Source organism: Ligilactobacillus sp. WC1T17 (assembly GCA_900110005.1).
Classification (GTDB): Bacteria; Bacillota; Bacilli; order Lactobacillales; family Lactobacillaceae; genus Ligilactobacillus; species Ligilactobacillus ruminis_A.
Genome location: FOCC01000007.1, coordinates 75,134 through 97,793 on the forward strand (window position 1 = coordinate 75,134; position 22,660 = coordinate 97,793).

Sequence of the window (22,660 nt, forward strand, 5' to 3'; positions counted from 1 at the left end):
TTCTTCAACTTATCGGCAAAAAAGGCAGCTGACTAGAGGTCTAGTTAACCGCCTTTTTGCTTAACGCCGAATATTTTGTCTAATTTCAGCCTTCAAGAATAATCTCGTAACTTCGTATTCAATATCGCCAATCATCTGTTCAAACATTTTAAAGCCGTCTGATTGGTATTCAACCAATGGATTCAACTGGCCATAACCACGCAGCCCGATTGATTGTCTTAATTGGTCCATAGCATCAATATGATCAGTCCAATGAGAATCGACCACCCGCAAAATAACAACTTTTTCAAATTCAAGCATTTGACTTGCATCATAAAGTTGCTTTTCTTTCATCTTGTAATTTGCTTCCGCACGGTCCATCAAAGCTGCAACAATTTCTTCAGCTGTCTTGCCTTCTAAATCATTAAGCGAAATACTATCTTCTGGCACCATAGCTGAAACCGCAAAATCTAAAATACCTTGCAGGTTCCATTCTTCTGGTTTGCCAACCGTATGCATTTGTACGGTATGCTCAACTGTCCGTTTAATCATTGGCATAATGACAGGTTTAAGGGAATTTTCTTCCATGATGACTTGTTGCCGTTGTTTATAGATAACTTCACGTTGTGCCCGCATAACATCATCATATTGCAAAACTTGCTTACGCGTATCATAGTTATTGCCTTCAACCCGTTTTTGGGCTGATTCAACTTGACGTGTAATCATTCTTGATTGGATAACAGAATCTTCTTCAGACATATTCATTGTTTCAAGGAAATGCTTAATCCGTTCAGAGCCAAAACGTAACATCAAATCATCTTCTAACGAAAGATAGAATTGAGAAACCCCAGGATCACCCTGACGACCGGAACGGCCTCTAAGCTGATTATCAATCCGGCGAGATTCGTGGCGTTCAGTCCCGATAACGGCTAAACCACCTAATTCACGCACGCCCGGTCCCAGCTTAATATCAGTCCCACGACCAGCCATGTTGGTGGCAATCGTAACCGCGCCTCTTTGACCAGCATTCATGATGATTTCAGCTTCTTTGGCATGGTTTTTCGCATTCAACACCGCATGCGGAATCCCGGCCTGGTCTAACATTTGTGACAAAAGTTCACTTGTTTCAACCGCCACAGTACCAACCAAGATTGGCTGGCCTTTAGCATGACGTTCCTTGATATCTTCAACAACTGCCTTAAATTTGCTCTTAAGGTTAGGATATAAAATATCGGGACGGTCATCACGAATAACCGGCTTATTAGTTGGTATTGAGATAACTTCCATGTTGTAAATTTCACGGAATTCTTCATCTTCCGTCTTGGCTGTACCTGTCATACCTGACAATTTTTTGTACATTCTAAAGAAGTTTTGGTAAGTGATGTTAGCCATCGTCTTAGTTTCTTCTTCAATTTCAACATGTTCTTTAGCTTCGATAGCTTGATGCAAACCATCTGAATACCGCCGGCCATCCATGATACGTCCAGTAAATTGGTCAACAATCAAAACTTGACCATCTTGCACCACATAATCTTTATCGCGTATCATAATATAGTTGGCTCTTAAAGCATTATCTAAATGGTGGTTCAAAGCTGTATTATCGGGATCAAATAAATTACTTAAGCCAAAGTATTTTTCACCCTTGCGAATTCCCTGTTCTGTCAAAGAAACCGTCTTGGATTCAAGGTCAACTTTATAATCTTCATCTTTGACCAAAGTTTTGGCAAAGCGGTCTGTCCGCGTATATAAAATGGTTGTTCCTGTAGCTTGTCCTGAAATAATCAATGGCGTTCTGGCTTCATCAATTAAGATGGAGTCAACTTCATCGACAATACAGAAGTTAAGTGGTCTTTGTACCATATCTTCGCGGTAAAGCACCATATTATCTCTCAAATAGTCAAAACCTAATTCACTGTTCGTCGAGTAAGTGATATCACAGTTGTAAGCTTCTCTTTTCTCTTCAGGTGTTTTGCTGGAAATATTAAGCCCCACACTTAAGCCAAGCCAGTTGTAAAGTTCACCCATTTCCGTAGCATCACGTGATGACAAATATTCATTAACTGTAACAACATGTACCCCTTCACCAGCTAAAGCATTCAAATAAACCGGCATGGTGGCTGTCAACGTCTTACCTTCACCGGTTTTCATTTCAGCAATATTGCCTTCATGAAGCACAATCCCACCGATAATTTGTACGTGATAAGGATATAAGCCTAAAACCCGCTTAGCCCCTTCACGCGCCACCGCAAAGGCTTCTGGCAAGAGGTCGTCTAAACTTTCTCCATTTTGATAACGTTGTTTTAATTCAGGTGTCTTTTGTTGTAAGGCTTCGTCTGATAATTCCGCCATATCTTGGGCAAAAGCTTCTACCTTGTTAGCAATTTTGTCTAATCGTTTCAACTCCCGATTATCACTTTCAACCCATTTTTTAAGGATATTTACCATTTACTTCATAAATCCTTTCTTAACTTACTTTTTAATAATCATTTGCGATTATTCAGTATACCATTTTTCATTTTATCATTATTTTCAAATTAATTAAAGGAATTTAAGCGAGCAAATGGGCAATAAAAAAAGAAGCTAATCTGATAGCTTCTTTTGCTTGCTTAAAAATTAATTTTCATCGTTAGCTTCAATCAAACCATAACGGCCATCACGACGACGATATACGATACTGATTTCAGATGTTTCAGCATCTTCATAAATGAAGAAATCATGTCCCAACATGTCCATTTGCAAGATGGCTTCTTCAACGTCCATTGGTTTCAAAGAAACACTCTTTGTCCGCACAACTTCAAATTTTTCTTCAGCTTCATCTTCAGCAGGTACGAAATCGACATGCTTAATGCCCTTTTCACGTGACTTGCGGTTCAGCTTTGTCTTGTGCTTTCTGATTTGACGTTCGAGTTTATCTGTAACCAAGTCAATGCTTGCATACATATCAGGTGAGGTTTCTTCAGCTCTTAAAACAAGGTATGGCAAAGGAATAGTAACTTCAACCTTGCTCTTTTTGTCCGAATAAACTTTCAAGTTAACGTGAGCAGTTGAACTGGAGGTGTCGTCAAAATACTTTTCGAGTTTAGCTAACTTCTTTTCAACATATTCGCGAATTGCCCCGGTAACTTCGATATTTTCGCCACGAACATTAATCTTTAACATAGTAAACCTCTCCTTTCACGCTAGACGCTAACGCCTAGCTAAAGCTATGACTCCTCATAACTTTCTACACCTACATTATAATGGAAAACGCTTTAAATAACAATCAAAAGCACAAAATATTTAAAAAGATAAATTTAACTTCATAAATTTATCTTGCTAGAGTCAAAGATGTAACAAAATCAGCCCCTTTTTCTTCTAATATTTCTTGGGCATAATACAAAGTCCGACCTGTAGTATAAATATCATCCACTAATAAAATCTTTTTTTCTTTTAATGTTTCAGGTCCGGTGTATTTGAAAGGATTTTTAGTGGCTAAGCGTTGACAGCGCGTCTTAGTGGACTGTTTTTGGCGACCGTACTTTTTTTTCATTTCAAAATAACTTTGATATTCAATTCCTTCCAGCCAACCACACACTTGATTAAACCCACGTGTTTCAAAAGTTTCCTGATCAACCGGAATGACCACCACCGTAAAAGCTTTTTTTAAATAAGGTGTGATAGCCGCTTGAATTTGTTTTTGAAATAGCCGCCGCAATTGGTAATTACCCATAAATTTGTATTGTTCAATGTATTCTTTCATGGCTGCCTGCTGATAAACAAATAAGGCTTTATTGTGCAGCAAATGATGGTCGTGCTGCCATTTGCTGCAATCAAGACATAAATTCATATTATCTTGTTTGCGGCCACATCCTGGACACACTTTATCACCTGTTTTTTCAAACATCTTTAAACAAGAAGCACATATATAGTTTTGAGGCAGCGGTTTTAATGAGAAGAGCCAATCCCACGTTAAGCGCAGCGGCAGCTTTTGATGACACCATAAGCATTCATTCATCTTTTTTCATCTTCTTTGCTTTGCGATTCAATAACATAATCTGCTGCTTAGCTTTTTTTACTTTGCAGGTTAAATGTTCACACAAAAAGATCACCTGTCCATCAGGTCGCTGACTGCTGCGCCCAACCCGACCGGCAATCTGCACTAAAGCCGGCATATTAAAATTAACATCATCAGCTAAAAAAATCAGGACATTTAATTTTGGAAAAGTAACTCCTCTTTCCAAAATAGTAGTCGTAATTAAAAAAGTTAGCTTCTCTTCTCTTAAGGCTTTAACTTTGGTTAAACGTTCAGCATCATTGGCATACACCGTCGTTCCTGCACAACTTGCTGGAATAACTTGCTTTATTAACTTTTCAAGTGGTTTAAGCAGCGCAATTTTCGGCACAAAAATTAAAAAAGGATAACCTTCCTTGACAAAGTCTTGCAGCTTATTTTTAAAGACTGGCGAAAGTTTGTTTTGCCGTAAATCCTCCCTTAAATGTTTTCGACAAATAATTTTAGGAACAGGCAAAGGGTGTTGGTGAAAACGCAAAGGCAGGTATTCGCTTCGATCTGTCTTTGCTTTAAACGCTTTAAGTAAAGTACTATCAGGGGTTGCCGTCATAAGTAAGCGGCTGCCCCCCTGCTTTAACGCCTTTAAACTTGCATAGCTTAACATTTTATTACCTAAAAAAGGAAAAGCATCAACTTCATCAATAATCATCAAATCAAAAGCATGATAAAAACGCAGCAGCTGGTGGGTTGTACACAAGACAAACTGGGTATAACGGTACTTTTCCGGACTTTTGCCTGTTAAGCAGGCAATTGGCGTTGTCGCAAATGCGGCTTGCATTCGTGGTAATAATTCGCCGATGACATCAATTCGTGGCGCAGCAAAGCAAACTCTTTTTTGTTTTTTTAAAGCATCAGCTAGCATATAAAAAGTCATTTCCGTTTTGCCAGCGCCGGTCACGGCCCACAATAAGTGATCACCGCTTTGTTGTGAAAAAACAATCAATTTTTGGGCAACCCGCTGCTGATAGGGTGATAATTTCCCCTGCCAGGTTAACGGATTTTGCTGATATTTTCCAAAAGCATTTACCTCTTTAATACTGTATAATGATTGAGTAGAGGTTAATCTGCCCAGCATAAGACACTTGGGACAATAGTAGTTGCCATTTGGGAGTAATACTTGCTTTGGCATAAGCCTACTACCGCACCGCTGGCACAATACATGATTACCTTGCCTGATGATGGCTGGACGCTTAATGATCTTTGGAATCTTTGCTAAAACATCAGCCGGTGTGTTAATCTCTTGGGCTGTCACTTGTCGTCCTAAAAGCAGCTGTTCTAATTCATTCATGCAATCACCCTACTATATAAAGACGCAATTTTAATCCATATTTTGTTAGGAAAGGTCAAAATGTATTTAACAATTCAAGCAAATTCAACTTTTGAACAAACAATTAAAAAATCACAATTCATCTGTTACCTGATTCGGATCCAAACTGAAGATGACGCCAAAAAGCAGTTAGAGCAACTCAAAAGCCAGCATAAAAAGGCCACCCATGTCTGTTTTGCCTATCTTTTAGGCGCCAAAGATGAAATTCAGCGTGAATCTGATAATGGCGAACCTCAAGGTACAGCCGGTGTCCCCATTTTAGATGTCTTAAAAAATAATCACTTGCATGACGTTTTAGCCGTGGTTGTACGGTATTTCGGCGGTATCAAGCTCGGAGCCGGCGGACTGATTCGGGCCTACAGTTCCAGCTGTGCCAAAGCGATTGCTCAAAACACGATTGTCAAACGAGTGGTGCAAAATAAATTATCCTTAACACTTTCTTACGCCTTATTAGGTAAATTACAAGACTTTTTAAACCGGCAAAAAATTGCGGTTTTAGATACACAATTTACTGAAAACGTCTGTGTGACCGTTTGTGTTGATCAAGCTAAGGCAGATGCGTTTATCACCAACGTTAATAATCTTTTAAGCGCTAAAGCAACCATCAAAAACCAAGGTGACGTTTTAACCGAAGTTCCGATATAAAAAAATGACAAGCAAAAAATGCTTGTCATTTTTTATTATTAGACAGTTTAAAGACTAACTTACGAATCAAATTAAGCAGGGGTTTTTTATCATCCCCGACCAAGCCGATCACTTCGACAAAAATTTCCAAACCGACTAAAGTGGCAACCGTCAATAAAATTGCCCCCAGCATGCTGGAAAAAGAATAAAGCAGCGAAATAAAAGAAAAAATCAAAGCAATGCCATAAATCACCAAAACCGTTTGGGTATGGCTTAAGCCCATTTGCATCAAACGGTGGTGCAAGTGGTGCTTATCAGCTTGTGAAATGGGACGGTTATGCAATTTACGCCGTAAAATTGCATATACGGTATCAGTAATAGGCACCCCTAAAATCATCACCGGGATAATCAAAGTAATGAAAGTCGCATTTTTCAACCCATACAAGGAAAAAACAGCCATCATAAAACCGATAAACAACGATCCTGTGTCCCCTAAATAAATTTTAGCCGGATGAAAATTGTAAGGCAAAAAGCCAAGCAACGACGAAACCAGCGTAAACATCATAATGGAGACAAAGGTATTGGTGACATTCAAGAATAAATATCCCGTCAAAGCACTGGTAGATAAAGCAATAATAGCTACCCCACAGGCTAACCCGTCTAAGCCGTCAATCAAGTTGACCGCATTAGTAATCGCTGCAATCCAAAGCAGCGTTACAGGCAAGCTGAGCCAGTCTAAATGAACCATTCCGACATAAGGTATCGTAATCGTCGTCATTTTAATTCCCGCTCCAAAATAGACGACTAGGGAAGCCAAAATCACCCCAAACATCTTTTCCCGCGGTTTTAATTCATAAATATCATCAATAATACCGGTTAAAAGAATAATACATTCAGCTATAAATAATACCCGCAGCTGGTCACTTGGGTATTGTGTTCTGATTAAAAAGAAATTCGCTATATTAAAGGCAATAAAAATCGCCAACCCGCCCATTGTCGGCATTGGAGTCTTGTTAACCCTTCGTGCATTAGGATTATCAACTGCGCCAAGCTTCAATGCTATTCCCCTAACCAGCGGAGTCAGAACTGCAGCCATAACAACCGTTGCAGCCATAGACGCAAGTATTTTATACATATGCCGTCCTCTTTCTGTTCAATATACACTTGCTGTGCGCAAATGTAGCTACATTCTTTATTTTAACATAAGAAAAGCTTTTAAAAAACCCAGTGCAACATTTGAAATTTTTTTGCAATAAAAAATGCAGTATAAAATATACTGCATTTTTATAAATTATTTTTTCAAATGATAATTATAGGTTGAGATAATAATATTTTCCCGTGAACCTAAAGCTGATCTTAACCGCAGACTTGTTTGGTTATGCAAAATATTTTGCCATGGCTTCTTCGGTACAAACTGCGGTACCAAAACGGTGACCGAATAGTTGCGCTTTAAAGCATCTTTAGCAATAACATCGCAAAAGCGCACAACTGGTGTCACAACTGAACGGTATGATGAATGCAAATCGACAAAGCGGACATCAGGAAAGGCAATCTTAAATTCATTAGCCGTCTCATGTTCCTTTTTAGGATTGGTATCAAAAGAAACGTGCATAGCAATCACATTATCACTAATCGATCTGGCATAATTAATAGCCCCCGTCGTTACGTGGGTAACGGAGCTGACCAAAACAATCACCGTAGCCCCATCATAATCATGCAATTGTTGTTCTTCACTTAATCTTAACTGGGTAGCCACTGCTGTATAATGCTCATGAATCTGATGGAAACCAAAAAGCAAAACCGGCATAATAATCAAATATGGCCAAACATTATTGAAATGCAGTAAGAATAAGAAAATTACCAGCGCTAAAGAAATCAAGGCTCCTAAAAAGTTGAAAAAGGAATTTAAAATCCAATTCTTGCCCCGCTCACGGTTCCAGTGAACAATCATCCCGGATTGTGAAAGAATAAAAGGTACAAAAACCCCTACCGCATACAAAGGAACTAGCAAATTAGTCTGCCCATGAAAGATAAAAATCAAAGCAATTGCGCCAACTGCTAAAGCAATAATCCCATTGGAATAGCCTAAACGGTCACCTTTATCCATAAACATATGCGGCATATATTTATCCTTGGCCAAATTGTAGGCCAAAATAGGAAAGGCTGAAAAACCTGTATTAGCCGCCACAGCTAAAATCATGGCAGTCGCTAATTGCAGCAGGTAAAAGAAAATACCATGTCCAAAAATGGCAATACCGACTTGTGACAAGACCGTTTGTTCTGGATTAGGCATAATGCCTAAGTAATAACTTAAGTAAGCAACCCCCGCCAAGAAAGAACCTAAAATCAAAGCCATAATACCTAAAGTATTGGCGGCATTTTTACTTTTGGGTTCTTTAAAGTTAGGTACAGCATTACTGATTGCTTCCACCCCTGTCAATGAAGAAGAACCGGCTGAAAAAGCCTTTAAGAATAAAATCATCGTCATGCCAGGAACAGTTTGCCCAAGGTGAGCGGCAGCATGATATTCAATGTTGCCGGTGGCGATATTAATAAAGCCCCACACAATCATGATAACCATCATGATAACAAAAAAGTAGACCGGAACCGTCAAAAAGGAAGCCGAATCCCGCATTCCCCGTAAATTCAAAGTCATAATAAAGAGCACAATCAAAACGGAGATGGCAATGCTGTAACGGCCTAAAACCGGTATTGCTGAAGTAATGGCTTCCGTCCCAGATGTCACAGAAACGGCCACCGTCAGCATATAATCAACTAGTAGCGAGCCGCCGGCGACCAAACCGGCACCACGCCCCCAATTTTTAGTAGCAACCACATAAGCGCCGCCCCCTGAAGGATAGGCATGAATAATCTGCCGATAAGACATTGTAATCGCAAATAACAGGATTAAAACAATTCCGACTGCAGGCAAGGCATACCAGGTAGCTGCAGCTGAAAGAGCAAACAATACGGCAATAATTTGCTCAATACCATATGCAACAGATGACAAAGCATCAGACGACAATAAAGCCAAAGCCTTGAATTTTGTCAAGGACTGGCCACCCTCATCAGCTGTTTTTAATGGTTCCCCAATTAACAGCCTTTTTATATATCGATACATAAAGATATTTCTCCTTTATCCTAACAACTTAACCCACTCAAAAGTTGAAAAATATTAATGTAGACTTGCTGTATGTTATCCATTTTACACCATTATTTGTCAATACACAAAAAAATCCTTGCGCATCTTGGCAATAAAAAAAGCTTGCAAGAAGCTCCAAGTGGCTTCTTACAAGCTTTAAAATTATGCTTACATCATGCCTTGTGGTGCTTGAGGCATAGCAGGTTCTTCTTTAGGAAGTTCAGCCACAACAGCTTCTGTAGTCAACAATAAGGCTGAAACGGAAGCAGCGTTTTGCAAAGCAGAGCGGGTAACCTTAGTTGGATCAACGATACCTTCTTTAACCATGTCAACCCATTCGTCTTTAGCAGCATTGTAGCCGATGCCTGGTTCTTGTTCTTTAAGATGTTCAACAATGACAGAACCTTCTTTACCAGCATTAACAGCAATTTGACGTACAGGTTCTTCCAAGGCGCGCTTAACAATGTTGATACCTGTTTGAACATCGCCTGTTTCTTTTAAGGCTGCAACAGCGCCAATGACATTAACTAGGGCTGTACCACCACCAGGAACAAATCCTTCTTCAACCGCAGCTCTAGTAGCGTTCAAAGCATCTTCAATGCGGTACTTGCGTTCTTTAAGTTCAGTTTCAGTAGCAGCACCAACTTTAATAACGGCAACACCGCCAGCAAGTTTTGCCAAACGTTCTTGCAATTTTTCACGGTCAAAATCAGAAGTTGTTTCAGAAATTTGCTTGCGCAATTGTTCAACACGTTCAGCAATAGCCTCTTTATTGCCGGAACCTTCAACAATAGTTGTATTTTCCTTAGTAACTGTAACACGACCAGCTGTACCTAATTGAGCCAAAGTAGCATCCTTAAGTTGCAAGCCCAAATCATCGGTAATAACCGTTGCACCAGTTAAAACAGCGATATCTTGCAACATTTCTTTGCGACGATCGCCAAAACCTGGAGCCTTAACAGCGACAACATTGAAAGTTCCGCGAATCTTGTTCAAAACCAATGTTGGTAAAGCTTCACCGTCAACATCATCAGCAATAATCAACAAAGGACGACCTTGTTCAACAATTGATTGCAGCAATGGCAAAATTTCTTGAATATTGGAAATCTTCTTATCAGTAACCAAAATGTATGGATTATCCAAAGAAGCTTCCATCTTATCATTATCAGTTACCATATATTGTGAAAGATAGCCGCGATCAAATTGCATACCTTCAACAACATCTAAAGAAGTATCAATACCTTTTGATTCTTCAATTGTAATAACACCATCATTGCCGACTTTTTCCATCGCATCAGCAATTAATTTACCAGTTTCTTCGCTGGCAGATGAAATAGCAGCGATTTGTGCAATGTCACTCTTAGATTCAACTTTGTGTGACATCTTTTGCAAAGCAGCTACAGCCGCCTTGGTAGCAAGTTCAATCCCGTGACGAATGCCCACTGGGTTTGCACCGGCTGTAACGTTCTTCATTCCTTCGTTAACAATTGCTTGAGTCAATACCGTAGCAGTAGTTGTACCGTCACCGGCAATATCGTTAGTCTTAGAAGCAACTTCGGCAACCAACTTAGCACCCATATTTTCAAAATGATCTTCAAGTTCGATGGCTTTAGCGATTGTCACACCATCATTAGTAATTGTTGGGGCACCGTATGATTGTTCCAACACTACGTTACGGCCCTTAGGACCAATTGTTGATTTAACTGTGTTAGCTAACTTATCAACACCTGCTAACATCTTTGAACGTGCATCTTCTGAAAATCTAATTTCTTTAGCCATTCTTCAATTCACCTCATGTATTTTTTATTTTCAATAATCTTATTATTCAACAACTGCTACCAAGTCGTTTTCATGAACAACCAAGTATTTTTGATTTTCATAGCTGACTTCAGTTCCAGCATATTTGTCAAAAATGACTGTATCGCCTGCTTTAACACTTGGGGCAACTTTTTCACCGTTATCGAGGACACGTCCTGCACCAACAGCTACAACTTTGCCTGTTTGTGGCTTTTCTTTAGCGTTGCTTGCTAATACGATACCGCCAACAGTTTGTTCTTCTTCTTTTTGAACTTCTAAAATAATACGATCTCCTAATGGTTTAAGCACGTTATATCCCTCCAAATTTTTTAGCACTCTAATGTTTTGAGTGCTAATTTTTTTACAGTTATTACTATAACGACTTTCACAAATAATTGCAAGTTTTTTTTATCACTCTCGGGTCAAGAGTGCTAATTTTACTAATATTCGCTCAGAAAAAGCCTTATTATATCAGGCTTTTTGCGCGTTTTTTTAAGCTTTAGTAAAGTTCTTTTGCAGGAGATATGTTATAATTGAAAAAGTCTGATAAAGAAGGTAATTACGTGAAAGTTAAACAAAACACCCTGGCCTTAAGTATTGCCTGGTTAGGCATTATGTACGGCGAAGTTTTTTTGAATACCAGTTTAAAAGGCAATGTACTCTATATTGGTCTTACTTTATGGACCGTTTTAGGTGCTTTGGGGATGCTTTTGCTCAACCATTTTTTCTCTTGGAAAAATCCAATCGATCAAAAAGAAAGTCTGCCCGCAATAAAAGAACTGGGTTTAATCTTAATCAGTTTTATCTTGCTGATTTTACTGCAAAATCTTTTAATGGTTTTTGAGTATAAAGTTTTAAAACAACCTTTAGGTTCAGCTAATACGAATACTTTAATTGCCATCTACCACCACTATCCTTACTACCTTTTTAGCATTGTTTTGGCCGCTCCTATTATGGAAGAGCTGGTTTTTCGCAAGGCTATTTTTGGCAACCTCTGCCAATTTTGCCCTCCTTTAATCAGTGCCCTTCTTTCCAGCGCCTTATTTTCAATCGCTCATGGCGATGGCCATTTTCTCGTCTACGCCATGATGGGGCTTGTGCTTTGTTATTGCTACTACAAGGGTGGGAAATTAAGGACTAGCATGGCAGTCCATATCTTGCTGAATGCTTTTATTTTGTTTAGCAGCAATTTAAACTAAAAAAGAGAACTTTTCAGTCCTCTTCGTTATTTGTTTCCAAATTGGTTCAAAAAATAAATTAAGGTTTGCAGTTCATTAGCCAAATCAACATTTTGGACTAAAACTTCATCAGGCACGGAAATCCGTACTGGCGTAAAATTCAAAATGCCCTTAACGCCAACATCAACTAAATCATCCGCAACAGCTTGAGCTGCATCTGCCGGAACCGCTAAAATAGCAATTTCAATCTGTTGCAAACTGAGCTGTTCTTTCATATTATCCATATGATAGATAGGAATCTTATCTTCAATGGTGTTGACTAATTTTTCATCAACATCAAAGGCCACACCAATGCGGATATTGTTGGTTTTTTGAAAATTAAAGTGCAAGAGCGCGTGTCCCAGGTTACCGACACCTACTAGGGCAACTGTCGTTAATTCATCTTGGTTAAGTGTCTTTTTGAAAAAATTCAACAAGTTAACGACATCATAGCCATAGCCACGCTTGCCTAAAGCGCCAAAATATGAAAAATCACGGCGGATTGTAGCTGAATCAACTTTGACAGCTTCAGCCAATTCATTTGAACTAACCCTTGCTTTGCCTGAATCAGCTAAAATGTTCAAATAACGATAATACAGTGGCAAACGTTTGGCAGTGGCTTTAGGAATATTATGCGATACCATCCGTCTTCCTCCAATCTAGCTAGCTTACCGCTTTTATTTTAACATATGCTTTGTCTGATTTAAATAAGAAAGTTAAAACATTCACAAACTTTAATGTTGTTTAGTCCGCTAATAGCAACGACTTTGCATATCATTTAAATGTTTGTGAATAAATATCCAGCTTACACGAAAGGTGAATGAGATGATTTTACTACAAGTTCAGCATGTCGCACGCTACTTTGGTGCGGATACTTTGTTTGAAAATGTCAACTTAGATATTTCCGATAACTCACGCATTGCGCTAGTTGGGCGCAATGGTGCCGGAAAATCAACTTTAATTAAAATGATTATGGGCGAACAAGCCCCAGATGCCGGTCAAATTACCAAACGCAAGGATTTAACCATCGGCTACTTAGCCCAGAATACAGGACTTGAATCGCAAAGAACAATCTTTGACGAAATGCTCACTGTTTTTGCTAAATTGCGGCAAATGGAACAAAGATTGCACCAATTGGAGGCGCAAATCGCCGATTCATCCCAAGACCACACTTCACCAGCCTATAGCCAGCTGTTAGCGTCCTATGATCAATTGCTGCATGACTTCAAAGAACAAAACGGTTATGGCTATGAAGCAGAAATCCGCTCCGTGCTGCACGGCTTTCATTTTGACCCCGATGTCTATGACCGCAGCGTTGCTTCACTTTCAGGGGGACAAAAAACACGTTTGGCGCTGGCCAAGCTGCTCCTGGAAAAACGCGACTTATTAATTTTAGACGAACCAACCAACCATTTGGACATCGATACCTTAACGTGGTTGGAAAGTTATATTCAAACCTATAAGGGAGCTTTGCTGATTGTCTCGCACGACCGGTATTTTTTAGACCGCATTGTTAATGAAGTTTATGAAATCAGCCACAATAAAAGCAGCTATTATAAAGGCAACTATTCCAGCTATATTACCCAAAAAGCCGAACGCTTAAAGCAGGCTTGGAAAAATTACGAAAAGCAGCAGGCCGAAATTTCCAAATTAGAGGATTTTGTCAATAAAAATATTGTCCGTGCTTCAACTACCAAAAGAGCACAATCACGGCGTAAGCAGTTGGAAAAGATGGATCGCTTAGACCGGCCAGAAGGTGATGAAAAAGGGCCCCGCTTCCGCTTTACCGCCCAAAAGCAAAGCGGCAATGTGGTTTTAACAGTCAAAGATGCTGCCATCGGCTATGATCATCCGATTGCTTATCCAATTAACATTGAACTCAAAAAGCGCCAGGTAATGGCCATTGTCGGCCCCAACGGCATTGGCAAATCTACTCTTTTAAAAAGTATTTTAGGCCAAATTCCTTTCCTCAAGGGCCAAGCTGACTTTGGGACCAACGTGGAAGTCGGTTACTATGATCAAGAGCAGCAAAACTTAAACCCTAAAAAAACTGTTTTAAATGAACTTTGGGATGATCATCCTACTACACCCGAAAAAGATATCCGCTCCATTTTGGGTAGTTTCTTATTTATCGGCGATGATGTTTTAAAAGTTGTACATAATTTGTCTGGGGGCGAAAAAGCCCGCCTACTTTTAACAAAGTTAGCGATGAATCAGGATAATTTCTTAATCCTCGATGAACCAACCAACCACTTGGATATTGACAGTAAAGAAGTCTTGGAAGAAGCCATCAATGACTTTGACGGCACTGTTTTATTCGTCTCCCATGACCGGTACTTCATCAATAAAGTAGCGACATGTGTCTTAGAAGTTGCGCCTGAAGGTTCCACGCTTTACTTAGGAGACTACGACTACTACGTCGCCAAAAAAGAAGAACAAGAAGAAATTAAAAAAGCTAAAGAAAATCCCTCCGTGCCTAGTACTGCACCTTTGAAGGGCAAAAATAACTATCAGCAGTCAAAAGAACGGCAAAAGCAAGAGCGAAAATTAACCCGCCAAGTTGCCGAAGCTGAAAGCAAGTATGAAAACTTGGATCAGCAAAAAAGTGACCTTGAAAATCAAATGGCTTTACCGGAAAACTTCAATGATTTAACCAAAATGGCTGACCTGCAAAAACAGCTTGAAGAAGTTACGGCCGACTTAACGGAAGCTGAAACGGCTTGGGAAGAATTAAGTCTGCAATTAGAAGAATTTCAAGAAGGTTAATAAAAAAAGACTGAGGTTACCCTCAGTCTTTTTTTAACTTATTTTTCTAGCCAGTCAAATTCCAAACCAGGTTCAGCATTTAAATCGAGCCCAGCAAAAATACCTGCTTTATAAGCTTCATATCCTGCTGCCCCAATCATTGCCGCATTATCTCCACACAATTTAAGCGGTGCTTTAATTAGTTCTACGTCGTCAAACTTAGTTAATTCCTGATCAAGTCGCGCTCTTAACCCCTGGTTAGCCGCAACCCCACCTGCTAAAAGCAGCTGTTTGACAGGAAATTCTTTTAGCGCTTTAACCGTTTTTTCGGCCAAAACATCTACCACACTTTGTTGGAAACTAGCCGCTAAATCATTTTTATTCAAAACTTCGCCAATTTGGTCGGCATGGTGAACACGGTTGATAAAAGCACTCTTCAAGCCGCTAAAGCTGAAATCAAAATTATCTTCTTTTTCCATCGCCCGTGGAAAATGAAAGGTATCTTGCCCTTGATGCGCCATTTCATCAATTTCTTTACCGGCAGGATAAGTTAAGCCTAAGACACGCCCAACCTTGTCATAGGCTTCACCGCAGGCATCATCTCTGGTTTCACCGATGATTTCAAAGTTGTAAGGTCCTTTCAAATACACGAGTTCTGTGTGGCCGCCCGACACTAGCAGGGCTAAAGCTGGAAATTTCAATTTCCCCGCAAAACGGGCCGCATAAATATGGCCTGCCATATGGTTAACGGGCACTAAAGGCAGATTGTGTGCATAAGCTACTGTTTTAGCAGCATTAACACCGACTAGTAAAGATCCAACCAAACCAGGTCCGTAAGTTACAGCAACTGCCGTTAAATCAGTATAATCCACGCCAGCTTCTGCCAAAGCATCATCAATACAATAGGTAATTTGTTCAATATGGTGGCGGCTAGCAACTTCCGGCACAACTCCGCCAAAACGCTTATGGCTTTTAATTTGTGTGGCTACAATATTTGAAAGGATTTTATGTCCATCCTCAATTACAGCTACACTTGTTTCATCACAGCTTGATTCAAAAGCAAGTATCAAATTTCTACTTTGAACCATTGACCATCATATCCCTTCTCTTATTAGCACTAATACTATAAACCATTTCAATGGCATCTTCGCCATCATCAAAATAATAATCTTTTTTGATAATCCAATCGATAAAACCGGCAAAAGCGTAGGCTTCGCGTGCTTGCATATTACTTTCTCTAACTTCGAGGCTAACTTTTCGAAGGCCAAAATTATCAGCTTCATTAATTAAAATCCGCAGCAGCATTTGGCCTAACCCTAACTTTTGATAAGCCGGCAAAACGGCAATATTTGTAATATGGGCTTCGTTTTTAGCGTATTTCATATCACAGCCGGCAAAAGCCACCATTTCATCATTGTAGCGCACAACTAAATAAAGCGTCTTTTCCTTATCCCGAATCTGTTCTTCAAAGTTAGCAAAATTCCAGGGGGTCTTCCCTTGATAAACTGCCCTTTCAATATCTAAAATTTCGGGAATATCAGGCACAACTGCCCTGACAACTAAATAATCGTAGCCTTTAAGCCGTACTGTCCGACTTTTAAATGTTATCTGTCCTTGATTATCGCCCTTAATCAGTTTAGCTAATTCTTGTTTAAACTTTTTCAACATAGGATTCATGATAATCTCTTCTTTCGGGGTGTTTTTCTAACCACTGCATTTCGGCTTGCGTTAAGCGCAAATAAGCCGGTACAAATTCGTTAACATCAACAGGCGCCTTTTTTTCTCCTAGCAAAGCCAACACATCAGCATGCGGGTAATTGAAGTTTACCGGGGCAAAATTGTAGTTTGTAAGCAATTGTGTAAATTTATCCGCATAAACAGCAGCATCCCCCATTAAAACAACTTTTTTATCTTTTAATTGCGCACACAAATCACTAACGGAAATATGCTGGTCGGCTAAAACATTAACTAATTCATGCTGTTCATTATATTGATAAGCCCCGGCAAAAACATTTTCCCGGCGTGCATCAAAAACCGGCACTAAAACTTGATCTTCATTAGCTGGGTAAGCTTGGGCTAAAACTTCCAAACTAGAAACTGCCACTAATTCTTTTTTCAGGGTATAGGCTAAAGTTTTGGCCGTCGTGGCTCCGATTCTCAAACCTGTATAAGAGCCAGGTCCTTTGGCAATCGCAATCCGGTCTAATTCATTTGGTTTTATTTGAGCTTGTTTTAATAATTCGGCAATCAGCGGTAACAATTTATCGCTGTGGTTGCGCGCAACAACATAAGTTGCTTGGCAAAGCAGGTGTTCATCTTCCATTACAGCCACACTTAAAGGCTTATTTGAAGTATCAATTGCTAAAATTTTCATCAATATCTATCCTTCATCTTGTTTTATCTTCTAATAAGATATCTTAACACAAATCAATTAAATTACGTTTAAAAACAATTAGATGTTTAGCCAAAAAAAGGATACCATCAGCCAAAACTGACAGTATCCTGCTTCATTACATAATCCATTCTTCATGGCGGACTTCCCATTCACAAACAGCGTGACATGAAAGTTCCGTTCCCACCTTAATCTCATGGATAGTTTCGACGGTTTCGACACCCGTCATCTTGATTTGAGCTTGACTAACAGCTTTTTGCCCATAATTGATTTCTTTTTTATATTCAATATTCATTTCAACCGGTTGATACTTCGTTAAAAAATCTTCATCTAAAGCATCCAGCATCCACTCAAAATAATGTACATTATTGACGTGATGGTTCACATCAATGTCAAAAAAACGCACTTCGTATTCTTTTTGCCGGTCAATCCGCTCAATTTCCTTAGGCAATGGCAGACGCTCAATTTTAACCGTCTTTTCAGCCTGAAAAGGTGTAATCACAGCAGCCGGAATGGTTGCAATTTTGCGTGTTTTTTGATTAATCATCGCAAAAACCGTATGCATGTGGGCTAATTCCATCTTTCTGATATCATGCACCCAAAAGTCGCGGTAACAAAAATATTTATTATAACTTTTGGCATGTGTTGTGATATAAATTGTTTCGTTTTTACGGGGCAGCCGCTTAATTTCCAGCATATGCTGGGTTACAATCCAGCCTAAACCCATTTTTAAGACTTTATCACTGGAAACGCCTAAAGTATCACTTTGATCTTCACAAGCCAGCATCATTAAATCAACCAGCTTACCCAAACTGACGGTTCCATTGACATCTGTTTCATAAAAAGTTACTCGGTGTTTTTCACTAAAGCCTTTATTTTCCAACTCCAAACCTCCTAATCAGTTAGATGGTGGTAAGCATTATAGACATCTTGCTTTTTCATTTGCCGTCTTTTAGCCACTTCTTTAATAGCAGCATTTGGCTTCAACCCCTGCTCAATTTTTTGGTTGACTTCATCTTCTAGCGAAATATCTAAAACTTCTTCAGCATGGTTTGGAGCATGATTGCCATCCACAATCACGACAAATTCGCCTCTAACTTCATCATCTTTAGCAAATTCAACCGCATCAGCCAAACTGCCGCGTAAAAATTCCTCGTAACGCTTTGTTAATTCACGGCACAAAACAATCTTACGGTCCATCCCAAAAACCTCGCCCATTGCTTGTAAGGTCTTCTTCAAACGGTGCGGTGCCTCATAAAAAATCATCGTTACTTCCTGTTGGTTTAACTTAACCAAAGCTTCATTTAATTCCTTATGCTTACGTGGCAAAAAACCGTAAAACATAAAAGGCTGCGGCGTTAAACCCGACGCTATCAAAGCTGTTAAAGCTGCGTTTGGTCCCGGCAAAGGCACGACAGGAATTTCGGCTTCAATGCAGGCTTCAACTAATTCATGCCCTGGATCACTAATCGATGGCATCCCAGCGTCACTGACTTGGGCTAAATTAAGTCCTTCTTTTAACTTAGCCAGCAAAAGTGGAATTCTTTCCTTGGTATTATGCTCATGAAAACTAATTTGACTGGTTTTAATTTCAAAATGGTTTAATAATTTTTGGGTATTTCTGGTATCTTCCGCACAAATTAAATCAACATTTTGCAAGGTTTCAACCGCCCGGCTCGTCATATCACCCAAGTTTCCAATCGGAGTCGGCACCAAATATAAAGTCCCCACTAGCTTTTGCCCTTGGAAACTGCTCATTTTATTAATTGTCATTAGCGACGCTCCCCATAAATTACATCTTGACAAAAGACACATGGTTCATCATTGATTCGCCTTGATCCGTACATATTGTCCACATTGCAAACATGAAAACCTTCATCGTAAAGTTTTTCTAAGTTTTGCCGCGATTTAGACAGCCCGTTTTTGGTCGTGCGATCAACACGTGGCTTTTTGCGCGCGTCTAATTCCTGTAAACGTGCCCGCAAATGTGCATTTTCAATTTCTAATTCAGCATTTTGTTCTACCAGCTCATCTAATTCTTCTTTTACTGCGGCAATGGTATTTTGCATCTGCAGTGCCATTTGTTCGAGCTCTTCAAAACTAGCTAAAAGTTCACGTTTTTCCAAAAAATCACCCTCATCATTCATGATAACAACTCGTAAGTTCCAAGGTCAAGGTTTCTAAAATATTTTGAAAAGAGACATTGACCGCCTGTAATTTGCGGGCTGCTAAAACTAATTCAACCGCCTGACAAACTCGTTTTGTATTCAATTTATTTGCAAATGCCACTAATTCATCCTGGTGAGCCATAAATGCGACCTGCGTTTGTTCGTCAAATTTTAACAACATCACATCTCTGGTCAAAAGAACAATTAAATCTAAAATCTCAGCTTGCCTTTTTTTATCAGTAAAATGCCGTTTCAATTGAGTTGAAACATTAACGAAAGCACGTAAGTCGTTATTCATAATAAATTTAAACCAATCCCAAATATCCACCAGTAATTCATTAAAACTTTCATCTTCAGCTAAAGCCAGCCCCTGCTCCAAACTATCCGTCAATGAAGCTAAGATATGCGCCCTAGCAGTGGGAACATTTTGTGCCGTTAAAGCTTCTAAGCGGCTTTCAAAAGCTAAAGCTGTCAGTTCAAATACTTGGCAGCGAGAAATAATTGTCGGCAGCATGAGGTTGGCATTTTGCGTTAAAAGAAAGGCTGAAACATCGCCGCTAGGTTCTTCTAAAAATTTCAATAAACTATTAGCCGCATTAGCTGTCATTTTTTCTGCATCTTCAATAATAAAGATTTTTTTGCGACCTTCAAAACCGCTTTTAGTGAATTCTGCCTTTAAAAAACGAATTTGGTCAACTTTGATAGTGTTACCGTCCGGGGCAATTTCGACCACATCGCTAAATTCATGCTGGGCAATTCTTTGGCAATTATTGCACTGCCGACAAGGAGCTCCATCTTGACTATGCAGGCAAAAGATTCCTTGGGCAACCCATAAGGCCAATTCTTTTTTGCCAACGCCGGCTGGACCCGCTAATAAATAGGCATGACTTAATTTATTAGCTTTAATCAACTCTGCAAAATGATTCGTTAAACGCGGTTGTAATTCTGTAATCATCTGTTCCATTTAAAATTTCATAAATTGCTCCACTGGCATGACAAAGACGGTTGCCCCACCGACTTTGACTGCGAGCGGATAATCAACCATAGCTTCCAGCGGACTGTCAACATGCAACGAAGGCTTCACATAATCAGTCCGTTCCTTACAGGATTGTTTGATGATATGAATGACCTCATCAACTCGTTCGTCAGCCGTTCCGATTAAAAAAGTGGTATTGCCCGCCTTTAAAAAGCCCCCCGTTGACGAAAGTTTTGTAGCTTGAATATTATTTTCAACAAAAGCTTCCGCTAACCGGTTGCGATCCTTGTCTTGCACAATTGCGATAATCATTTTCATAAAAACTCACCTTAATTCATGCGAAATATGCCGCTGCTTCATTTTTTAACAGTTTAAGTACATCTAAGACAACCTCATCGAGTGGCTTTTTGGCATCAATGACCTTAATCCGGTCAGGATAATCCTTGGCCAACTTTTGATAGGCTTGATGGACTTCATGGTAAAATGACATTTTTTCTAAATCCAAACGATTGACTTCATCTTGCCGATTTTTGTGAATTCGCGCTAAACCAATTTCAGGTTCAATTTCAAAATAAATTGTCAAATCAGGTGTTAAACCATCCGTGGCAAATTGATTCATAGCTAAAACTTCAGCTATTCCAATCTTACGGCCTACTCCCTGGTAAACTAAAGAGCTATCCACAAAACGATCACACAAAACCAGCTTATTTTCATTTAAAGCCGGCAAAATTTTTCCGACAATATGCTGTCTTCTGGCAGCCGCGTACAATAAAGCCTCAGTGCGACCATCCATCTCGGTAAAACGCTGGTCTAAAATAATATCGCGAATAGCCTCCGAAATCCGGTTACCGCCTGGTTCCCGCGTTAAAACGTAATCCGTGCGGCCAAGCTGCTCTAAATAGGCAATAACGGCTTTAATAACACTAGTCTTGCCCGATCCATCGGTACCTTCAAAAGTAATAAACATTCCACTCACAAGTTTAGCCCCTCTTCATTTTATTTTATTTTACTTTAATTCTGCCAATAAAAAAAGGGTAAAACCCATCAGCTTCTACCCTTTTTATCTTCCAAACACAGACGACTGCATATGTCCGTGTACTTTGCGTCTTTTAGCTTCGCGATATAAAAACTCATACTTAGCTCGTGCTAATTGCGTTTCAGCTGTCAGCTCATTATCGGCATCATATACCGCTTTTTCAGTTTGACTAGCGTGATCCCAATTTTGCTTGGCTTCATCAATATCATTTAATAAAAAGCCATCGTATGCTTTTCTAAGCAAATGCTTCTTTCTTCCAAACATGAAATCCTCCAGCTAAATTTCCTGCCGGCCTTCAACAGCTTTAAATAAAGTCATCTCATCGGCATATTCAATATCACTACCGACAGCCAATCCATGGGCTAAGCGTGTTGTTTTCAGACCAGCAGGCTTAATCAGCCGTGAAATATACATGGCCGTAGCTTCACCCTCGGGTGTGGCATTGGTAGCTAAAATAACTTCTTTAATTTCAGGATTTTGCTGTAGCCGCTTAATCAGCCCCTGAACATTAATTTCATTAGGCCCAATACCTTCAGTAGGCGACAAAACACCATGCAAGACATGATATAACCCGTGATACTCCCGTAACTTTTCAAAAGCCATCACATCTTTGACTTGTTCCACCACAATAACCTGGCTTTGATCACGGCTCTTATCGGCACAGATGGGACAAGGATCTTCTTGGGTAATATTGCCGCAAATACTGCAGTAATGCAAATCTTTTTGGGCTGAAATCAAGGCTTTCGCAAAAGCTTCAACGTCTTCTTTAGGCATATCAATGGTAAAAAAAGCCAAACGCGTCGCCGTTTTTTCACCAATGCCCGGCAAGCGCAAGTAGCTGTCAATCAGCTTAGCAATTGGTTCAGGATATTGCATATTTCACCCTTCTTTAGAAGCCGGGCAGGTTGCGGGAATATTTGCCCATAACTGCTTGGGTTTTAGCTTCGATTTGTTTCATAGCATCGTTAACTGCCATGATAGTTAAATCTTGCAACATATCAACATCATCAGGATCAACCGCTTCTTCTTTAATCGCGATATCAACCATTTGGTGGTCACCATTGAATTTAACAACCACCAAGTCATCAGAAGCATGACCTTCAAAGATTGTTTGCTTCAATTCTTCTTGATCCTTTTGCATATTTTTTTGCAATTTTTGCATTTGTTTCATCATACCTTGCATGTTCATACCACGCATCATATCAA

General features: G+C 39.6%; 24 protein-coding genes. 3 read left to right on the plus strand and 21 right to left on the minus strand.

Annotated elements, in window-relative coordinates; genetic code table 11:
• Window positions 1–60 precede the first annotated feature (60 nt).
• The 4 genes from secA to BMX26_RS05735 form a co-directional block, all read right to left on the minus strand.
• A complete protein-coding gene (gene secA, locus BMX26_RS05720) occupies window positions 61–2,424 on the minus strand; it encodes a preprotein translocase subunit SecA (RefSeq protein WP_075530507.1) in 2,364 nt (787 codons plus the stop codon).
• Window positions 2,425–2,592: 168 nt separating this feature from the next.
• Window positions 2,593–3,138, minus strand: a complete 546-nt coding sequence (gene hpf / locus BMX26_RS05725; protein ID WP_075530508.1) for a ribosome hibernation-promoting factor, HPF/YfiA family — start codon at window positions 3,136–3,138, stop codon at window positions 2,593–2,595.
• A gap of 148 nt (window positions 3,139–3,286) precedes the next feature.
• On the minus strand, window positions 3,287–3,973 hold the full coding sequence (locus tag BMX26_RS05730) for a ComF family protein (RefSeq protein ID WP_075530509.1): 687 nt from the start codon (window positions 3,971–3,973) through the stop codon (window positions 3,287–3,289).
• Window positions 3,966–5,318: a DEAD/DEAH box helicase gene (locus BMX26_RS05735; RefSeq protein WP_075530510.1), complete on the minus strand. Its 1,353-nt coding sequence runs from the start codon at window positions 5,316–5,318 to the stop codon at window positions 3,966–3,968. The genes BMX26_RS05730 and BMX26_RS05735 overlap by 8 nt, the downstream gene beginning before the upstream one ends.
• A gap of 60 nt (window positions 5,319–5,378) precedes the next feature.
• Between BMX26_RS05735 and BMX26_RS05740 the strand changes: the two genes are divergently transcribed.
• Window positions 5,379–6,002: a YigZ family protein gene (locus BMX26_RS05740; protein WP_075530511.1), complete on the plus strand. Its 624-nt coding sequence runs from the start codon at window positions 5,379–5,381 to the stop codon at window positions 6,000–6,002.
• A gap of 25 nt (window positions 6,003–6,027) precedes the next feature.
• On the opposite strand, the gene BMX26_RS05745 is transcribed toward BMX26_RS05740, so the two are convergent.
• From BMX26_RS05745 to groES, 4 genes are all read right to left on the minus strand, one after another.
• On the minus strand, window positions 6,028–7,116 hold the full coding sequence (locus BMX26_RS05745; protein WP_075530512.1) for a glycosyltransferase family 4 protein: 1,089 nt from the start codon (window positions 7,114–7,116) through the stop codon (window positions 6,028–6,030).
• Between the two features lie 156 nt (window positions 7,117–7,272).
• A complete protein-coding gene (locus BMX26_RS05750) occupies window positions 7,273–9,102 on the minus strand; it encodes an APC family permease (RefSeq protein WP_075530513.1) in 1,830 nt (609 codons plus the stop codon).
• 189 nt (window positions 9,103–9,291) lie between these two features.
• Window positions 9,292–10,902 (minus strand): chaperonin GroEL, encoded by a 1,611-nt coding sequence (groL, locus tag BMX26_RS05755; RefSeq protein WP_075530514.1) that lies wholly within the window; start codon window positions 10,900–10,902, stop codon window positions 9,292–9,294.
• A gap of 42 nt (window positions 10,903–10,944) precedes the next feature.
• Entirely contained in the window at window positions 10,945–11,229 is a 285-nt protein-coding gene (gene groES, locus BMX26_RS05760; protein ID WP_075530515.1) for a co-chaperone GroES, read from the minus strand.
• A 254-nt stretch (window positions 11,230–11,483) separates the two neighbouring features.
• On the opposite strand from groES, the gene BMX26_RS05765 reads away from it, so the two are divergent.
• The gene (locus BMX26_RS05765; protein WP_225355210.1) at window positions 11,484–12,119 is read left to right on the plus strand and encodes a CPBP family intramembrane glutamic endopeptidase; all 636 of its coding nucleotides are present in this window, start codon (window positions 11,484–11,486) and stop codon (window positions 12,117–12,119) included.
• Window positions 12,120–12,145: 26 nt separating this feature from the next.
• Here the strand turns inward: BMX26_RS05765 and BMX26_RS05770 are convergent, their stop codons facing one another.
• Complete coding sequence (locus BMX26_RS05770; protein ID WP_075530516.1) at window positions 12,146–12,781, minus strand: redox-sensing transcriptional repressor Rex; 636 nt, start codon at window positions 12,779–12,781, stop codon at window positions 12,146–12,148.
• Window positions 12,782–12,962: 181 nt separating this feature from the next.
• On the opposite strand from BMX26_RS05770, the gene BMX26_RS05775 reads away from it, so the two are divergent.
• Window positions 12,963–14,903 carry an ABC-F family ATP-binding cassette domain-containing protein gene (locus BMX26_RS05775; RefSeq protein WP_075530517.1) on the plus strand — a complete coding sequence of 647 codons (1,941 nt, stop codon included), beginning with the start codon at window positions 12,963–12,965 and terminating at the stop codon, window positions 14,901–14,903.
• 38 nt (window positions 14,904–14,941) lie between these two features.
• Here BMX26_RS05775 and tsaD read toward each other — a convergent pair whose 3' ends face one another.
• From tsaD to BMX26_RS05835, 12 genes are all read right to left on the minus strand, one after another.
• Complete coding sequence (gene tsaD, locus BMX26_RS05780) at window positions 14,942–15,970, minus strand: tRNA (adenosine(37)-N6)-threonylcarbamoyltransferase complex transferase subunit TsaD (protein WP_075530518.1); 1,029 nt, start codon at window positions 15,968–15,970, stop codon at window positions 14,942–14,944.
• Complete coding sequence (gene rimI, locus BMX26_RS05785; RefSeq protein WP_225355211.1) at window positions 15,957–16,559, minus strand: ribosomal protein S18-alanine N-acetyltransferase; 603 nt, start codon at window positions 16,557–16,559, stop codon at window positions 15,957–15,959. Before rimI ends, tsaD begins: the two co-directional genes overlap by 14 nt.
• Window positions 16,534–17,256 (minus strand): tRNA (adenosine(37)-N6)-threonylcarbamoyltransferase complex dimerization subunit type 1 TsaB, encoded by a 723-nt coding sequence (tsaB, locus tag BMX26_RS05790; RefSeq protein WP_075530519.1) that lies wholly within the window; start codon window positions 17,254–17,256, stop codon window positions 16,534–16,536. The genes rimI and tsaB overlap by 26 nt, the downstream gene beginning before the upstream one ends.
• Window positions 17,257–17,392: 136 nt before the next feature.
• Window positions 17,393–18,157 (minus strand): acyl-[acyl-carrier-protein] thioesterase, encoded by a 765-nt coding sequence (locus BMX26_RS05795; RefSeq protein WP_075530520.1) that lies wholly within the window; start codon window positions 18,155–18,157, stop codon window positions 17,393–17,395.
• An 11-nt stretch (window positions 18,158–18,168) separates the two neighbouring features.
• Window positions 18,169–19,047: a 16S rRNA (cytidine(1402)-2'-O)-methyltransferase gene (rsmI, locus tag BMX26_RS05800; RefSeq protein ID WP_075530521.1), complete on the minus strand. Its 879-nt coding sequence runs from the start codon at window positions 19,045–19,047 to the stop codon at window positions 18,169–18,171.
• Complete coding sequence (locus tag BMX26_RS05805; protein WP_075530546.1) at window positions 19,047–19,400, minus strand: DNA replication initiation control protein YabA; 354 nt, start codon at window positions 19,398–19,400, stop codon at window positions 19,047–19,049. The genes rsmI and BMX26_RS05805 overlap by 1 nt, the downstream gene beginning before the upstream one ends.
• A 13-nt stretch (window positions 19,401–19,413) precedes the next feature.
• Entirely contained in the window at window positions 19,414–20,397 is a 984-nt protein-coding gene (gene holB / locus BMX26_RS05810; RefSeq protein ID WP_225355212.1) for a DNA polymerase III subunit delta', read from the minus strand.
• A gap of 9 nt (window positions 20,398–20,406) precedes the next feature.
• Complete coding sequence (locus BMX26_RS05815) at window positions 20,407–20,736, minus strand: cyclic-di-AMP receptor (protein ID WP_075530523.1); 330 nt, start codon at window positions 20,734–20,736, stop codon at window positions 20,407–20,409.
• Window positions 20,737–20,752: 16 nt separating this feature from the next.
• Entirely contained in the window at window positions 20,753–21,394 is a 642-nt protein-coding gene (gene tmk / locus BMX26_RS05820) for a dTMP kinase (RefSeq protein ID WP_143454868.1), read from the minus strand.
• Window positions 21,395–21,478: 84 nt separating this feature from the next.
• Window positions 21,479–21,718 (minus strand): YaaL family protein, encoded by a 240-nt coding sequence (locus BMX26_RS05825; RefSeq protein WP_075530524.1) that lies wholly within the window; start codon window positions 21,716–21,718, stop codon window positions 21,479–21,481.
• A 12-nt stretch (window positions 21,719–21,730) separates the two neighbouring features.
• Entirely contained in the window at window positions 21,731–22,330 is a 600-nt protein-coding gene (gene recR, locus BMX26_RS05830; RefSeq protein WP_075530525.1) for a recombination mediator RecR, read from the minus strand.
• Window positions 22,331–22,343: 13 nt separating this feature from the next.
• The gene (locus BMX26_RS05835) at window positions 22,344–22,655 is read right to left on the minus strand and encodes a YbaB/EbfC family nucleoid-associated protein (RefSeq protein WP_075530526.1); all 312 of its coding nucleotides are present in this window, start codon (window positions 22,653–22,655) and stop codon (window positions 22,344–22,346) included.
• Window positions 22,656–22,660: the final 5 nt, after the last annotated feature.

What these genes read in the sequence shown, in the direction of transcription:
- secA (WP_075530507.1), bottom strand. Translation starts at nt 2,424, where the DNA reads ATGGTAAATATCCTTAAAAAATGGGTTGAAAGTGATAATCGGGAGTTG.
- hpf (WP_075530508.1), bottom strand. Translation starts at nt 3,138, where the DNA reads ATGTTAAAGATTAATGTTCGTGGCGAAAATATCGAAGTTACCGGGGCA.
- BMX26_RS05730 (WP_075530509.1), bottom strand. Translation starts at nt 3,973, where the DNA reads ATGAATGAATGCTTATGGTGTCATCAAAAGCTGCCGCTGCGCTTAACG.
- BMX26_RS05735 (WP_075530510.1), bottom strand. Translation starts at nt 5,318, where the DNA reads ATGAATGAATTAGAACAGCTGCTTTTAGGACGACAAGTGACAGCCCAA.
- BMX26_RS05740 (WP_075530511.1), top strand. Translation starts at nt 5,379, where the DNA reads ATGTATTTAACAATTCAAGCAAATTCAACTTTTGAACAAACAATTAAA.
- BMX26_RS05745 (WP_075530512.1), bottom strand. Translation starts at nt 7,116, where the DNA reads ATGTATAAAATACTTGCGTCTATGGCTGCAACGGTTGTTATGGCTGCA.
- BMX26_RS05750 (WP_075530513.1), bottom strand. Translation starts at nt 9,102, where the DNA reads ATGTATCGATATATAAAAAGGCTGTTAATTGGGGAACCATTAAAAACA.
- groL (WP_075530514.1), bottom strand. Translation starts at nt 10,902, where the DNA reads ATGGCTAAAGAAATTAGATTTTCAGAAGATGCACGTTCAAAGATGTTA.
- BMX26_RS05770 (WP_075530516.1), bottom strand. Translation starts at nt 12,781, where the DNA reads ATGGTATCGCATAATATTCCTAAAGCCACTGCCAAACGTTTGCCACTG.
- BMX26_RS05775 (WP_075530517.1), top strand. Translation starts at nt 12,963, where the DNA reads ATGATTTTACTACAAGTTCAGCATGTCGCACGCTACTTTGGTGCGGAT.
- tsaD (WP_075530518.1), bottom strand. Translation starts at nt 15,970, where the DNA reads ATGGTTCAAAGTAGAAATTTGATACTTGCTTTTGAATCAAGCTGTGAT.
- rimI (WP_225355211.1), bottom strand. Translation starts at nt 16,559, where the DNA reads ATGAATCCTATGTTGAAAAAGTTTAAACAAGAATTAGCTAAACTGATT.
- tsaB (WP_075530519.1), bottom strand. Translation starts at nt 17,256, where the DNA reads ATGAAAATTTTAGCAATTGATACTTCAAATAAGCCTTTAAGTGTGGCT.
- rsmI (WP_075530521.1), bottom strand. Translation starts at nt 19,047, where the DNA reads ATGACAATTAATAAAATGAGCAGTTTCCAAGGGCAAAAGCTAGTGGGG.
- holB (WP_225355212.1), bottom strand. Translation starts at nt 20,397, where the DNA reads ATGATTACAGAATTACAACCGCGTTTAACGAATCATTTTGCAGAGTTG.
- BMX26_RS05815 (WP_075530523.1), bottom strand. Translation starts at nt 20,736, where the DNA reads ATGAAAATGATTATCGCAATTGTGCAAGACAAGGATCGCAACCGGTTA.
- BMX26_RS05825 (WP_075530524.1), bottom strand. Translation starts at nt 21,718, where the DNA reads ATGTTTGGAAGAAAGAAGCATTTGCTTAGAAAAGCATACGATGGCTTT.
- recR (WP_075530525.1), bottom strand. Translation starts at nt 22,330, where the DNA reads ATGCAATATCCTGAACCAATTGCTAAGCTGATTGACAGCTACTTGCGC.
- BMX26_RS05835 (WP_075530526.1), bottom strand. Translation starts at nt 22,655, where the DNA reads ATGATGCGTGGTATGAACATGCAAGGTATGATGAAACAAATGCAAAAA.